General features: G+C 36.6%; 13 protein-coding genes. 3 read left to right on the top strand and 10 right to left on the bottom strand.

The window, feature by feature from the left end; translation table 11 throughout:
- Positions 1-417 precede the first annotated feature (417 nt).
- A complete protein-coding gene (locus tag AC2117_RS06915; protein WP_133972888.1) occupies positions 418-2,610 on the top strand; it encodes a TonB-dependent receptor family protein in 2,193 nt (730 codons plus the stop codon).
- A 76-nt stretch (positions 2,611-2,686) separates the two neighbouring features.
- On the opposite strand, the gene AC2117_RS06910 is transcribed toward AC2117_RS06915, so the two are convergent.
- Entirely contained in the window at positions 2,687-3,238 is a 552-nt protein-coding gene (locus tag AC2117_RS06910; RefSeq protein WP_133972887.1) for a TetR/AcrR family transcriptional regulator, read from the bottom strand.
- Positions 3,239-3,686: 448 nt separating this feature from the next.
- Between AC2117_RS06910 and AC2117_RS06905 the strand changes: the two genes are divergently transcribed.
- Complete coding sequence (locus AC2117_RS06905) at positions 3,687-4,196, top strand: helix-turn-helix domain-containing protein (protein WP_133972402.1); 510 nt, start codon at positions 3,687-3,689, stop codon at positions 4,194-4,196.
- 5 nt (positions 4,197-4,201) lie between these two features.
- Positions 4,202-5,071 carry an IS3 family transposase gene (locus AC2117_RS06900; RefSeq protein ID WP_227549250.1) on the top strand — a complete coding sequence of 290 codons (870 nt, stop codon included), beginning with the start codon at positions 4,202-4,204 and terminating at the stop codon, positions 5,069-5,071.
- 243 nt (positions 5,072-5,314) lie between these two features.
- Here AC2117_RS06900 and AC2117_RS06890 read toward each other — a convergent pair whose 3' ends face one another.
- The 9 genes from AC2117_RS06890 to AC2117_RS06850 all read right to left on the bottom strand — a co-directional run bounded on the left by AC2117_RS06890 (position 5,315) and on the right by AC2117_RS06850 (position 14,192).
- Positions 5,315-6,334, bottom strand: coding sequence for a hypothetical protein (locus AC2117_RS06890; protein WP_133972883.1), 1,020 nt, complete (start codon positions 6,332-6,334; stop codon positions 5,315-5,317).
- Between the two features lie 49 nt (positions 6,335-6,383).
- Positions 6,384-6,941 carry a chorismate mutase gene (locus AC2117_RS06885; RefSeq protein WP_133972881.1) on the bottom strand — a complete coding sequence of 186 codons (558 nt, stop codon included), beginning with the start codon at positions 6,939-6,941 and terminating at the stop codon, positions 6,384-6,386.
- 78 nt (positions 6,942-7,019) lie between these two features.
- Positions 7,020-7,703, bottom strand: coding sequence for an SDR family NAD(P)-dependent oxidoreductase (locus AC2117_RS06880; RefSeq protein ID WP_133972879.1), 684 nt, complete (start codon positions 7,701-7,703; stop codon positions 7,020-7,022).
- A gap of 9 nt (positions 7,704-7,712) precedes the next feature.
- Complete coding sequence (locus tag AC2117_RS06875; RefSeq protein ID WP_133972877.1) at positions 7,713-8,474, bottom strand: SDR family NAD(P)-dependent oxidoreductase; 762 nt, start codon at positions 8,472-8,474, stop codon at positions 7,713-7,715.
- Between the two features lie 7 nt (positions 8,475-8,481).
- Positions 8,482-9,168: a glutathione S-transferase family protein gene (locus AC2117_RS06870; RefSeq protein ID WP_133972875.1), complete on the bottom strand. Its 687-nt coding sequence runs from the start codon at positions 9,166-9,168 to the stop codon at positions 8,482-8,484.
- A gap of 230 nt (positions 9,169-9,398) precedes the next feature.
- Entirely contained in the window at positions 9,399-10,418 is a 1,020-nt protein-coding gene (locus AC2117_RS06865; RefSeq protein ID WP_133972873.1) for a spore coat U domain-containing protein, read from the bottom strand.
- Positions 10,409-12,868 (bottom strand): fimbria/pilus outer membrane usher protein, encoded by a 2,460-nt coding sequence (locus AC2117_RS06860; RefSeq protein WP_133972871.1) that lies wholly within the window; start codon positions 12,866-12,868, stop codon positions 10,409-10,411. The genes AC2117_RS06865 and AC2117_RS06860 overlap by 10 nt, the downstream gene beginning before the upstream one ends.
- A 9-nt stretch (positions 12,869-12,877) precedes the next feature.
- On the bottom strand, positions 12,878-13,582 hold the full coding sequence (locus AC2117_RS06855; protein ID WP_133972870.1) for a molecular chaperone: 705 nt from the start codon (positions 13,580-13,582) through the stop codon (positions 12,878-12,880).
- A gap of 73 nt (positions 13,583-13,655) precedes the next feature.
- Entirely contained in the window at positions 13,656-14,192 is a 537-nt protein-coding gene (locus AC2117_RS06850; protein ID WP_197731001.1) for a spore coat U domain-containing protein, read from the bottom strand.
- Positions 14,193-14,574 lie beyond the last annotated feature (382 nt).

Below are 14,574 nucleotides of genomic sequence, written 5' to 3'. Positions count from 1 at the left end.
ATTGTTCAAAAAAAATTAATAATCTTTTGATTTTTATTAAAAATATTTATTAAATTATTTTCAATTTCACACAAATAGCTTTCAAACTCAACTTATTGCTGATTTTTTCCTACAACTATTAGAAAAACCTAATTTTAAGTACCCCAACCCTTTTATACTTCTAATGTCTTTAAGAATGAGGGTTGTATGCATATCAATGAGCTCTCTGCAAGCTTTACATAAATACAGTTCACCTGAATCTTGCTAAAATTTTTTCTTTATATAAAAAATTATAAGCATACTTTTTAAATTAATATCAAATCTCATTTTTTAGAAATTGTTTAAAATTCCAAGGAAAAAATTAAACCTTTTCATAAAATTTTGTTACTTTTTCGCTATAATGATTATAATTATCGTTTAGGACTTCGATACATCAACATGGAACGCTCATCTGCTCTTTCACAACCAAATTTTAAGTTCAAAGTTTCTACTCTTAGCTATGCGATCGGACTTGCTTGTACTTATCTAGCAATTCCAGCACATGCCGAAGATACAGCTACCAGCGCATTACCAACCATCACTATTAAGGCGCAAGGTAACTGGTTAGAAGAAGCAAATGCTGAAACAGTTCACAAACACCCTGGTGCTCGAACTATTGTTGACCGCAAGCGTTTGGATGAAACAGCAGCAACTTCAATTCGAGAAGCCCTAAAGCAAATTCCTGGAGTTCAAGCACAAGATAGTAGTGGAACTGGTGGTAGTGACGTTTCATTGAATATTGGTGTGCGTGGTTTAGCATCACGTCTTTCACCACGCTCAACAGTTCTTGTCGATGGTATTCCTCTTTCATTTGCTCCTTATGGACAACCACAATTATCTTTAGCACCCGTTTCAATAGGTAATATTGAATCAGTTGACGTAGTACGTGGTGCTGGGTCAGTTCGTTTTGGGCCTCAAAACGTAGGCGGAATTATTAACTTTGCCACTCGATCAATTCCACAAGATTTTAGTGGAACTGTTAGCTTAACTTCAGAATATGCATCTGGTACGGACCAAGTAAAACTTAGCCCTAATCTCTTTGTTGGGGGAACTCTAGACAACGGTTTAGGCCTTGCTCTCTTATATTCAGGGACTAAAGGAAATGGATATCGAGAAGCTAACAACAAGATTGATATTGACGATGTAATGTTAAAGTCAGCTTATCAATTTAATGATAAAGATTCAGTTGCTTTAAATCTTCATCATTATGAAGGTCGAGGCGAAATGCCAGAGGGTTTAACTCAGGCTCAGTATGCTGAAAACCCTTATCAGTCTTCTGGTGAAAAAAACTATTTTGCAGGTCGACGTACAGATGTCTCTTTACGTTATAGCCATAAAGATGAAAAAAATAATTTTGAAGTTCTGAGTTATTACATTGACTCTTTCCGTACAAGTAATCTTGAGACCGTATTAGCGAATGGCCAAAAACGTCTTGATTCTGCTCCGCGTGATTACAAGGTCTATGCAATTGAACCGCGTTACTCACGTATTTATCAACTTGGTAATACTCAAAATGAAGTAACAGTTGGCTATCGCTACTTAAAAGAAGAAAGTTCTGAGTTTGCCGGACGTACCGCATCTTATGGTTCAGGTGCAGCAGTTCCAGATTTTGCTCCACGTAGCAGTAGTGAGGGTGGTACTAAAGCGCATGCGGTATATGTTGATAACCGTATAGAACTCGGTCGTTGGACGATCACACCCGGCGTCCGCTTTGAATCAATTGAAACCCACAATAGTTTCACTGGATATGATAAAAATGGTCTAGCGAACGCAGTTTATCCAAAAATTGATTCAGATGAGTTTTTACCAAGTTTGTCTGTCGTGTACTCAGCAAATGAAAACTGGAATATATTTGCTAATGCTGGCGTATCGTTTGGTCCACAACAGTACAGCCAGTTGGCTCGTCTTGAAGGAACGACTGCAACTGCTACAACTGAAGGTTTACACCCAGAGAAGTCTAACAACTACGAAATTGGAACCAAATATTTAGGTAACGGTTTAAATGCCGAATTTACCGTGTTCTATCTAGATTTTGATAAAGAGCTTTCATTGGTACGTGATGCTGGCAATAACGGAATCTGGACAGATTTAGGTGCGACTAGCCATAAGGGTATTGAAACAGGTATTAGTTACGATTTTGGTCAATTATCCGATGCACTAGAAGGCTTAAAAGTATATAGCAACTATACTTTTACCAAAGCAGTAGCTGAAGCAGGTCAGTTTAAAGATAAAGACCTACCATTTTACTCGCGTCATGTCGGTAATGTTGGGTTAGGTTATACCATGGATAAATGGTCTTTAAATGCTGATATGTTTGCACAGTCTAAGCAGCATTCACCAGATGTTCCTGATAGTGATTTCTATCAAACAGAAGAAACTGCGGACGGTAAATACGGAGACATTCCAGGTTATACCACTTTTGCTCTACGTACCTCTTATGACTTAAGTTCACAAGTTAAAGGTTTAAAAATTGCTGGCGGAATCAAAAACGTCTTTGATAAGCAATACTTTACTCGCTCAACAGACTCTACGGGCGGTAAATATGTAGGACTGCCACGTACTTTCTATCTACAAACATCTTTTGACTTTTAAAGCTAAATTTAATTGAAAAAAAAGCCCTCTTCGGAGGGCTTTTTTATAGGTATTAAACACTAGAGTATTAATTAATCTAAACGAACATCGACATAAAATATTCTAATAACTTATCTCTTTCATCGATCTTGTTTGCACTTAAAAGCTGAACCATTGCCCCATCAATCACAAATAAAAACATGTAAGCATCTTCAACTGTGGCTGTAACTTTTACGGTTAAAAGCAGCTTATAAATTTCGTTAATGAACCAATTACGGTAGTCAATGACGTGTTTATAGGCCGCTGGATAAAGCTTTTCAATTTCAAAAATCGCTTTAAATAGCAAACGATAAAAGCCTTCTAAATCTGCATGTAAGAAGTAGATTTTCTTTAACTTATCGAAAACCATAAGTTCTTGGTACGAATGAATAATAGAAAACACCTCATGTTTTAATGCGTCTTTTTGAAAAGTCAGAGACATCTCAACCAATTTTTCTTTAGAGTGAAAGTAATTATAAAAAGTGGCTTTAGGGATTTTGGCTTCCTCAATAATTCGATCTATCCCGATGTAAAACCCATGTTGATTAAATAAATCTTTTGCTGCGTGGAGCACTTGTAGTGCTCTAAATGAAGCTTCTAAATTTGGCATATATATACCGTTTAAAATAATTTTTTGTTGTATATAAATGAGATAGAAATGCCGTCACTCTTAAAATGAGCACTAAAAACAGGCATGTGAAAACGACACAAAAGTGGTGTGTTCGCCTATCTCAGGTTTTATTGTTGCTATGATTTTTTAGTCGTAATGATCTAAAGGTGTAGAAAACCTAGAGTCGATTAAACCGTTTTAAAGACCAGTTGAATGGTATGAATAGAGAGAATTTGGCAAAGGCCAAGAAATAAGAAGAATTAGTACGCATGAGCGGACTCCTTTGGGTAATAAAGAAGCTTCACCACATTACTGTCAAATAATGGTGACGAAACGAGAGAGGGTTGACAGACTGATACCCAAAAGATCAGCACACCCGAAGGTGTCCCCCTCCCGTTCTGAACTGCACCCCATAAGTTAGACTCTTTAAACTTATAAGGTGTGTCCTATGCCAGTTCCAAAGCATTCAAAAGAGTTAAAACTAAAAGTAATTCAGGCTTATTTAGATGGGAGTAAAGGCTATAAAATTCTTTCCAAAGAGTTTAATGTAGATCTCCAAACCATCCGGTTATGGATTGAAAACTATAAAGCACATGGTACTGATGGGCTTAATGTTAAAATTAAAAAGACTTATTATTCTCCAGAATTTAAAATCAATGCGATACAAATGCTTCTTGATAAGATACCCGTAAGAGAAGTAAGAAGACGATTAAATCTGAGCGGGACGTCAATTTTAAGAAGATGGTTAGCTCAGTATCATAAAGAAGGGATTGCTGGTTTTAATACTAAACGGACTTATACCAATATGACTAGGCAAGATAAAATCAAAGTAGTTAAGCCAATCAGAGATGATAAAGACAAGTCTCAACAAGAACTCATTGATGAGGTTACAGCTTTGCGCGCAGAGGTCGCTTTCTTAAAAAAGCTAAAAGCCTTAAAACTGAAGCAGCGTACTTAAGTTCAATTTCTACCGCAGACAGTGTTCAGGTTGTTTCAGAATTAAGGCATATCTATCCATTGAAACTATTACTCGGTATCGCGAAGATAGCCCGTAGTACTTATTTCTACCACATGAAAGCTCTACGCTCCAATGATAAATATACTGAGCTAAAACAAAATATTAAGTCGATATATCACAAGCACAAAGGATGTTACGGCTATCGTAGAATTACTCTTGCTTTGAAAAGTGCAGGAATAATGATTAACCATAAATGCGTATATCGCCTCATGAAAACTATGGGACTCAAATCAAGGATCAGAGCACTAAAATATCGCTCATATAAAAGTGGTTGTGTCGGGATGGTGGCTGATAACATTTTACAACGGCAATTTAAAGCAAATCGGCCAAATCAGAAATGGGCAACTGATGTAACGGAATTTAATGTGAATGGTGAAAAACTTTACCTATCCCCAATTATAGATTTATTTAATGGGGAAATTATTACGTTCCGAATCCAACGCAAACTCAATTATGAGTTAGTAAAAGAGATGCTCATTCATGCTTTGGCTAAACTTAAGCGACATGAAAAACCAATTCTCCATTCCGATCAAGGATGGCAATATCAAATGGCCCATTACCAGCAGCAATTAAAGCAACATGGTTTAATTCAGAGTATGTCTCGTAAGGGAAATTGTTTGGATAATGCTGTAATAGAAAGCTTCTTTGGAATATTAAAATCGGAATGCTTTCATGGTGAAAAATTTCAATCAATTGATGAATTAGAGAAAACTGTAAAAGAGTACATTCATTATTATAATCATGAGAGAATCAAGGTGAAGCTACAAGGTTTATCCCCTGTACAATATAGAAATCAGTTTTTAAAAACTGCTTAATTAACTGTCCAACTTTATGGGGTCAGATCATTCCGCCGCAGAGGGGGCACGCAGGGATGCCCACAAAAAAGAAAGACTTTTTCGTGTGCTTTGGGTATACAGCCTGTCAAAGCCGACTGGCAATGTGGCCAGCAGGCAAAGAATAATCGTAGAGGTTTTGAGTGTCAATGTTCAAAAAGAAAGAATCAAAACATTAGATATAAAAAAAGCTCTTTAAATAACAAGAGCTTTAAATATTGAAACTTACTTAGTCTCTTTAACATGAAATGACTGTATAAGCCGAGTTAAATTATTTTCTATATTCTGCCAATCAGCTAAATGCTTATCACTGTAATGTGCGGTAATACTCATCGGCAGTCCCTTCACATTAAAAGTATGGCTACAATAGTATTGCTGATTTGGTTTAGCATAGTCTTCTAGAATAGCCTGTTCAGGATCTGGTTTACTTAATAAATAAGTACGAGCAAAAGTACTACAACTAATATAAGAGGCTATATTTCCATCAGCATCTTTTTTAAAATAAATCTTATAATGATTATAATCCTCTGTTACATCATCAGGATATTTCTTTCGCCAATCCTTATAAACAAGAACTTTATAGAACTCGCCTGGTAAATTAGGATCTAGTGATACAACTTCTGTTAAGCCTAATTCTGGAGCTGGTTTAGTTTGTATATATTTAATTAATTTTGGCGTTTCAAAATACTCTTTCGGATGAAACACTGAACTTAAATTTATACCCATTGTAATTTCTGCATCACTAGCATTCACTTTATGGTTCTTAGGTATCCAGCTATTTAAGGAAAACCAAATTACATACTTATAAAACTCTTGCCAGTCCTTAGGTATTTCATAATCAGCTCTTATTGATTCAGGATTAAAAATATGTAAATTCTCTAATGTTTTACCTTTGTAATCAGGTAAAAGAACTTGAAAAAGCTCAGTACATTGAAATCTATCACATAAGGCTTTATTACTCTCATATCGTTGCTTTTTTCTGAATTCCAGATCTTTCTTTCGTGAAGATTCAGAAATAGCAGTTGCATCCATAAGATAATTTGCTGGAATATCTAATGTGACTCCATTAGGGTCAAATTCAGATGGCCAAATCTCTCTATACAATGGTGGATGTAAATAATATTCTCTAAATAAAATCTTTTCTTTGTAATTGTGGTATTTGCCATAAGCAAAGAGTGCAACTAACAAAAATATCAGTAAATACCTCTTCTTAAAAAGAAAAGATATTGAAGAGGTTTTTTTCATAAAAACTCTCCTGATAATAAATTCAATGTTTTACTTATCTTAAATAAATTCATTCTTTTAACTTAATTTTATTTAATGCCACACATAAAGCCTTCTTATCCGCTTCTTTAAGTTGAGGATGCTGAACAGACCACATGTAGCCACAGCTATGAGGTGCTTTGTTATTATTTTTTTTAAGTTGATCGGCAATATTCTTTAGAAGTTCAGTGTTTAACGTACTAATTTTTAGACGTACTTCTGGTAAATCCTGAGGCTTCCAATTGGTTTCCGGACTCGACAACCAGTCTGCTCGATATCGGTACTGAATTACCTTAGCAACATTCATTTGAGTCACAATAAATGGCTTCACTGTTTCGCTATTTAAACCAAAAGATTCAGCTTCGGAAACAGATTGATCAAGAACTTTCTTTTCTTGAATTAAATCTTCAATCGGCAAATGCTGCTCTGCTTTATAACCCGCTACATCCTTCATATAAGATAAGCGCTCATTAATTAAATGGGCAGTTTGATTATATTGATACGCTTGCGCTAATGAAGAAAAACCCATGAAAGCTACCAACGTACAAACCACTTTAACCGCTTGCTGAGCGCTCTTAATTTTTGCCATGTAAATACCTATCGAAATTATTGTTCTGTCATCATTCCAGATCAGTACTGTATTTTAAGAACATGCGAAAGTAAAATTTCAAGATAGGCTAAGTTCTTGGCTCCATGCCGAATCAGGTTGCTGATAGATGTGTTGGCACACTTGCTTAACAGATGAAATAAAATGTTGGTTTTGTCCTTCCCATTTCTCAACCATACAATAGGCGATATGAATGCCTTTAGGTTGAAACTCTCTTGCCAATGACTGAGATAAAGCGCGAACGCCCGCAAACATGCTTTGGCTTAATACATCATAATGAGTCGAGTTGCTAAACGGTGCTCCAAGAAAAATAACTGTGCCCCGCTGCTGTTTTAACATTGGCTTAATCACAGCTTGCGCGACACTCACCGCACTTAAACCTGTGGTTTGCCAATGGTGTTCAATCTCTTCTAAAGATAAAGCTTCAATATTTGGTGAAGATGAAAAGTTCGGCTGAAACATACAGAGTTCAATTGTGTGTCTTTGACTGGAAATATAACGCATCAAACTTTTGAAATGATCAGTATTTACCAAGTTCAAATGAACTGCTGTCACGCCATCATTTATAGAATGGACTTGCATATTTTTTTCGGCTGAATCATGCACAACTTGATAAAGATGTAATGGAAATTGTGCATTTTTATCTAGAATTACAAAGTCACGCTCAATCAGGTGTAAATCATGACCAGCAATGACCACACAGCCCTGCTTTTTTTGAAACCTTTGACATATTTTTTTTAGCATTTTAGTCTCTCAAAATTTTTCTTGATAAGGGCGTAAATCCAACTCATGTGTCCAAAGCTCAGGCATTTGTTGGTAAAGCATCCAATAGTTTTCTGCAATTGCATCAATATTGAGCCCACCCGTTCCACGCGTAAGACGGGCTAAACGCCCTAGGCCAAATAATGCCTTATTGACTCTATCGCCATCGACCATTCCATCAATAATCACATGAGCAATATGGATGCTTTGTGACTTATACATTTGAGCTAGATTTAAGGCATAAGCTCTTAAGGCAGATTTACCCATCGTAAAGGCAGCAAAAAAAGGTTTTCCTCGCAAAGACGCACTCGCTCCAGTAAAAATAAGCGTACCGTGGTTTTGATCTTTAAAGATTTTTAGACAGCTTTGAGAAACTAAATAAGCTGATAAAAAAGTGGATTGCCACATTTGAGTAAAAAACGACAGCGGACTACGTAAAAAAATTGAGGGAATATTCCCTCCCACATTATGAATGACAGCGGTAATGCGCTCATTTTGACTGGTGATTGTGTCAAACAAGGCCTGTACTTGTTTGACATCTTCTGCATCCAAACGAAATGCGACAGCATTACCACCTTTCGAATGGATTTCGGCAGCCACTGCTTCAATTTTCTGGAAAGTACGCCCAGCGACATAAACTTTTAGGCCTTCTTTTGCAAAACGACGGCTCACAGCTGCACCAATACCCTGCGATGCCCCAACGCCAATAACAACTACACAATCTAATTTTTTATCTGGTGTTGCTAATGTCATGGTCGTTTCACCCTTTTTGTTTTTTATACCATAATTCAATAAACGGACGATCCAAAATTTCTTTACGAAATTTTTTGCTTGTGCGAATCACTTCACCGAGTTGAGCGACAACAGCAATGTCTGCAATTGTTTGTGAATCTCCAACTAACCATTCACTTTGTGATAAAACTTGTTCAATACGGTCGAGGTGTCTTCTAAACTCTGCTTGAACATGTTCAGCTTTCATTCGGCCAAGGCCCTGAAAGAAAAGCTGTGTTTTTAATTCAGCTAAAATAAATCCTTTTACTATAGGCTTTTCATATGCTGGGCGACCGATACTGCTAATACGAATTGCTTCATCTAACGCTTCTGGATCATTTACGCGTAAATAGACTTCATAAAAATAAAGAGATTCATCTGCCCAGTCCTCCCATAACTCTGCAAGTGCCTTTTGATTTGGATCTGCCGGATAAAGTCGAGGGGTGTTTGGGTAGGTTTCTTCTAGGTAACGGGCAATTTGAGTACTGTCTTGTATCCGCTGTCCATTATGGTCAATTACAGGCACCTTGCCTACTTTACTGAGTAAAGGAACTTTTGCTCCCAAAATGCCGTTATAGTTAACTATTTCAAATGAAATTCCTTTAAATTTCAAAATTCTTGAAACTTTTTGACAAAATGGGGAAATCTCCCATTGATGCAAAATAATATCCGACATTTCTTTACCTTTATTTTAATTGCCTATTTTACTTACTAGTTCTTTTTTAGAACCAATCAATAAATATACAGTATGCATTTTTAAGTCAAACTATTTTTAATGACGAACAAGTTTCAAAAAACTAAAATCATTTGATTTATATCTTTTTATGCTCGGCTAATTTCACTGAATATAATTAAAATTACACGGAACCATGTTATAAAAATAGAACCGTGTATAGACTCGATAAATTAATAAGTTACTGTAACAACAACACTATCCGAATAGTTTCCTGGTGTACTTGCGATGGAAGTACCTTGCGGAATCTTTCCATACACTGGGGTCGTTTGAGCGCTACCTGTTCCTGTACCAGACACTCCCCCTGCTCCCCCAACATTGGTTACACCGCCTGTAGCATCCCACACCGTACTATAGTTAGAATCTTTATATAACTGATAGGGAATATATTCATTATTAGCATTGGTCATACGCCTAAATCCACCGCTTATACGGTTATTGCCATCCCCTAAATAAATACTATATGGCGTTCCATAATTACAGGTCGAATTTACAGCCCCTTGCGCAGTGTAATCACGCTTAGTCGTACTAATATCATTAATATTGCCAAAATCTACAGTTGAAGTTGAGTTTAATTGACACAAACTTGGTACCACAAAGTTTGCTGTTAGTAGCGTATCGCCTGAATCCCAGCCACCAATTAAATCACCACATGATAAACCCAAAAGATCCATATCCCAATACAACCGAACCGAAGCCGTATATGTCCCTTGAGGATATGCAATGAGCGACCCCGTTCGGGCTGGTACTTTTACATTGACCGAGTAACTCACAATATTATTTGAAGCGACGGTTCTCACTGGGCCGTACCAGACATTCGAAGTTTGGTTTGTGCTAGAAGACCCAGCTCCACCTACAGTTGCAGTGACTGTATAGGGTAACGACACACTATTATGGGCATTTGTGGTTCCGGTAAATATGGTTTTCATACACATGAAATTAGAAATCTGAGGAAGTCCTAAATTCGTGCAAGTAATTGTGCCTGAAAGGTTTACGGTTGCATCATTATTAATATTTGCTGCCGTGTAGGTAAAAGTATTATTGGTTGTTCCGCTTACTGTACAAGCCGCATGTGCAGGACTAAAAAGTGCATAAACAAAATAAAATAAGCTCATACCTATGAAGTATTTTAAAAATAATGAAAATTTCTTGTAGCTCTCTATTTGAGCCTTATTCATAATATTTAGCGACATACGTAAGGTCCCAATTTTTTAGTTGAGTACTGATTACTGTTATAGGTGAAGTCAACTTGGCATGAACCATGATCCAGAAGATCGACTTCAAGTTTGTTTTGTTTTAATAGGTTTGGAATAAATACTTCCCCGTCGTAACCCAGTACTCCATCTTGTTGGCCATTAATTCGAACGCTATAACCCGGCAATAAAGGTGAGTTGTTCTGATCAATAAGTTTCACTAATCCGGAAATGACCTGATGAGCACCAAAGTCAACCAGAGTGCCTTGGCGATAACCCACCACCGTTTTTTGATCTGTAGATTTAACGCTCCAATTTAAAGGAAGATACGACGGATCTAAATAAATATGATTCTCTTTATATGGCATTAAACTAGGAATCAGAAATCTTCCAGACTTATCAGTTACGCCTAAATTGACTCCACCATTTAAAATTTGGCTTTGTGGTCCAGCATTGGTCACGATCGCATAGCCATCTCCAATTTCATTGGCCGCAAAAATCCTTCCAGCTGCCGCAACCAACGATCCCGTCGCTGAAACTGCAACCTGATCGTTATCCCCAATTCGGTTATATCGACCTGTCAGGTAAGCAGCACGGGCGCGGTAAGAGGCATACACCGATGCATTGTTTTGATTGGCATCCTGATCACGCTCAACATAGCCACCCCATCCAAATGAACCGATTTGTGGTTCTGATAAACCAAATATTTCTTGGCGATAACTCAACCTGCCACTATCACTTGATACACTCGTAATCGCATTAACTCGGGTAGACGGTGTATAACGCAGCGCAAAATAAATGCCATAGTCTTTGTGGTTTTCATAATCTTTATACGCTGAGGTATAAAATCCCCAGTTCTTGTTCAGGCTTCCGCTTAAATTGGCAGACAATAACTTATAAGAGTTGTCACTAAATTTAATCTGGTTATAACCTAGATAAGCCCCATAGCCTGCATAAAAATTATAGTTAATCCCTGCTCTAAAAATCTCATCTGCCAGTGCGCTGTAGCTCAGATAGTTTTTGGGTTCAGCATCGGTCTGGTTATCTTTTAAATATCGAATTTGAGACACACGGGCAAGGTCAAAATAGTTATCAAATACTTTACGGTAACTGGTATTAAACGAAATATTCTTACTGATACGCCCTTCTAAACCAACTAAGGCAGAATAACCGTTTTCATCTTTATACTGGCTCGCTGCAATATCAGCATTGACCACCCCAATACCAAACAGGTTCTTGGCAAAGCCAGTGCCCAGATTTGATAGCCCATCTGTTGAAGCCTCTGCACCACCACTTAAGGTCAGTGAGTTACTATAGCCGTATCGGATCGCACCCGAAGCGAAGGTGGCATCATCATAATCGTTTGAATACAGTCCAAAGTTATAACGTGGAACCCCGACATCTACTGAAAACTCATTAATGCCTTTAGCTAAAATTTTAGATGAAAAATAGTAAGCCTGTTTGGTAATGCTCTGCTGCCCCGTTGCATCGGTGGTCACAAGTGTGACTTCATTTCCGGAAATAAACGGGAGCTGTTTAACGTCAAACGGCCCTGAAGGCACTAATCCTGAATAAATTTTTTGCTGGTTGACATATAAATCTAAAGTCGAAGGTAATGCAGCCGAGCCAGAAAATTGCGGTAATGCCGAAGTGACAATATCACCTCGTTGAGTGTAGGCACTCGACCACTGGAAACCTGCCAGACGTACGCTATTTCCCCAATCCGAACTATTGGAAATAAAGTCTCCTAAGGTATATATTCTGATCTTTTCAGGGTCGACATATTGCCACTTACTTTCCAGACGTACCCACTTTTCATGGCTATAACTATTTTCATTACTACCGTTATATAAAACACCTGATGAAAAGTTACCGATTGCGCTATTAAAGATCCCTTCTGCCGAACCAGAGAAGACATTCTCGTCATTGGTCAGGGTATGGTAGAGGCTATAGTTCAGAATGGCAGCGTTTAAGGGTTTCATTTTGAGTAAATGAGAGCTTGTGAGCTGTTGACCATTTAAGTCAACTGAATAATCCGTCAACATGCTTGAAGGAACTTGTAAGTTTAGAGACTGCTCATTTTCCAGATATTTAAACTCAACACCTTTAAGTTCATTAAGACTTACCCACTGGGTATCAGCAATATTCTCATCTACTTTAACTCTTAATTTTTTTAATTCATTGGGCCGGATATATAATTTCCCATCCTTAAATTGCTTTACAACAACTAAATCTTCAAAAGTATTAGCATTAATAGAAACATTGAGAAAAAGCTGAGTGAAATTATTAACTGGCTCTAGATCATTCATGTTTACCTGTGCATTTTTATTTTTGCTACCTATAGAGTTAGGAATACTGGCAACTGAAGTATTTGTACTATCTTGTAATTGTTCAGCAAAAGAATGGACAGGAAAATATGCAACACATAAGACACCTATAATATATTTCATATAAGCCTCTTAAAGTGTGATTTTCTTACCATTCACTGTTAGAGAAACACTGTATTTATGATTTGGCTGATATGTAAAATTATTAATAGTGTAGCTGCGTGTCTGTTCCGCAAGAATATAACCATTTATTGTATTTACTTGAATGGGATAACTTTTATTTGCTGTTGCATCTACAAGCGTTAAATTATTTAAAAGTGCATGTCGATTTCCGATATTACTCATATTTAAAGATGGTGCTTTTTGATTTGCATCAATTTTCCAACTTAATTTGGTTATTGCATCCTTATTCACCACAAACACAGGTAATGACGAACGTAGCAATACATTTATACCTTGATCAGCTTTACGGCTATCTACAGGCTTAGGTAACTCATCAATAATAATACGGTAGGTTTTTTCGCCAGAAACAGGTTTAGGGTTAATTCTGACTACACGTAGATTATAAGAATCATTAGGCTTTAATTTTAAAAATGGCGGGCTGACAGCAATCTCATCGGTAGGTATGAGTTGGTCTTGTCCATTCTTTTGATTCCATTCAAATACACGTACCTGTAAATCAGTACTTTCACTCGATTGATTATAAAGACTTAAAGAAGATGCATTTTGATTACTTAAAAGTTCCACAGTTACAGGTGAAAGGCGAATTGTAGCTGCATCAACCGTGCTAGATAAAGACAAGACTAAGCCTGTAATAATAAAGATATTTTTTCTCATGTTTTACTCGAATTTCTATTTTTAATATATTAGCCCTTCAAAAAGGGCTAACAACATATTTACTTTATAAAAATTAATAAGTTACTGTCACTGTAACGGTATCAACATAACTACCGGCACTTGGTAAAGTCGTCCCAGCAGGAATACGGCCATAAACATTCACGGTCTGAACGTTACCTGTACCCGTTCCACTATAAGCTGTCGTTGCGATGCCAATCGCTGTTGAACGACCTGTGTCAGAAAAAAGGTTATAGGGAATATATTCAGTAGTTGTCGCACCGCCAATCATACGACGTTGAGTCGATAGAACATTTTGGCCGCCATCGAATGACAATGCCCATGGCACAGTGTTATTACATAACACTGTGATTGGTGTGCCGCCAGTCGTTGTCGTATCAGCATCCACATTACTCGCAATAGAACTTAAAGTACCAAAGTCTAGAACAGCATTTGTCGTGGTGCCTGTTGCGGAAGTATTGAGGACACAACTATTGGTTACTGTAGCTCTAACAGTTAATGTACCTGTTGCTGTCGCAGCATTTGCTGTATTGAGAGAAAATAGTCCTACAGCAATTACTGATAAATGAAAAAAAATCTTTTTCATAGTCAAAACCTTTTAAATTAAATTGTTAAAATTAATAGATATAAAAATTTGGTACTTATTCTTACAATCATTTTTATTTGACTGCTCCTTTTAAAGTTTATTTTTTACCCTATTTTTAAACATCATACATAAAAACAATGAAAATGTATGATCTTATTATTATTTTAATTTCCAATTAATAGAATATAATTACTCAAATTAACCTCATGACTACAAAAACCAACATTAAAAAAATCCAATCATTTGATTTTAATAACTTAAATAAACCCTTTACAAAATTTATTAAGTAAAATTTAAGTAAATATGTCAAAAATTTAGCTAATTTTATAAAAGTAAGGCTAATTATAAATTTTATTAGTTATTTTTTATATTGTCATTCTACCTAATT

Origin of the sequence: Acinetobacter calcoaceticus, from assembly GCF_900520355.1 — a bacterium.
Lineage (GTDB): Bacteria > Pseudomonadota > Gammaproteobacteria > Pseudomonadales > Moraxellaceae > Acinetobacter > Acinetobacter calcoaceticus_C.
The sequence above is the reverse complement of the archived record's forward strand: the minus strand, read 5'-3'. Positions and strand labels throughout refer to the sequence as shown.

What these genes read in the sequence shown, in the direction of transcription:
- AC2117_RS06885 (WP_133972881.1), bottom strand. Translation starts at nt 6,941, where the DNA reads ATGGCAAAAATTAAGAGCGCTCAGCAAGCGGTTAAAGTGGTTTGTACG.
- AC2117_RS06855 (WP_133972870.1), bottom strand. Translation starts at nt 13,582, where the DNA reads ATGAGAAAAAATATCTTTATTATTACAGGCTTAGTCTTGTCTTTATCT.
- AC2117_RS06905 (WP_133972402.1), top strand. Translation starts at nt 3,687, where the DNA reads ATGCCAGTTCCAAAGCATTCAAAAGAGTTAAAACTAAAAGTAATTCAG.
- AC2117_RS06915 (WP_133972888.1), top strand. Translation starts at nt 418, where the DNA reads ATGGAACGCTCATCTGCTCTTTCACAACCAAATTTTAAGTTCAAAGTT.
- AC2117_RS06870 (WP_133972875.1), bottom strand. Translation starts at nt 9,168, where the DNA reads ATGTCGGATATTATTTTGCATCAATGGGAGATTTCCCCATTTTGTCAA.
- AC2117_RS06865 (WP_133972873.1), bottom strand. Translation starts at nt 10,418, where the DNA reads ATGTCGCTAAATATTATGAATAAGGCTCAAATAGAGAGCTACAAGAAA.
- AC2117_RS06875 (WP_133972877.1), bottom strand. Translation starts at nt 8,474, where the DNA reads ATGACATTAGCAACACCAGATAAAAAATTAGATTGTGTAGTTGTTATT.
- AC2117_RS06910 (WP_133972887.1), bottom strand. Translation starts at nt 3,238, where the DNA reads ATGCCAAATTTAGAAGCTTCATTTAGAGCACTACAAGTGCTCCACGCA.
- AC2117_RS06890 (WP_133972883.1), bottom strand. Translation starts at nt 6,334, where the DNA reads ATGAAAAAAACCTCTTCAATATCTTTTCTTTTTAAGAAGAGGTATTTA.
- AC2117_RS06880 (WP_133972879.1), bottom strand. Translation starts at nt 7,703, where the DNA reads ATGCTAAAAAAAATATGTCAAAGGTTTCAAAAAAAGCAGGGCTGTGTG.
- AC2117_RS06860 (WP_133972871.1), bottom strand. Translation starts at nt 12,868, where the DNA reads ATGAAATATATTATAGGTGTCTTATGTGTTGCATATTTTCCTGTCCAT.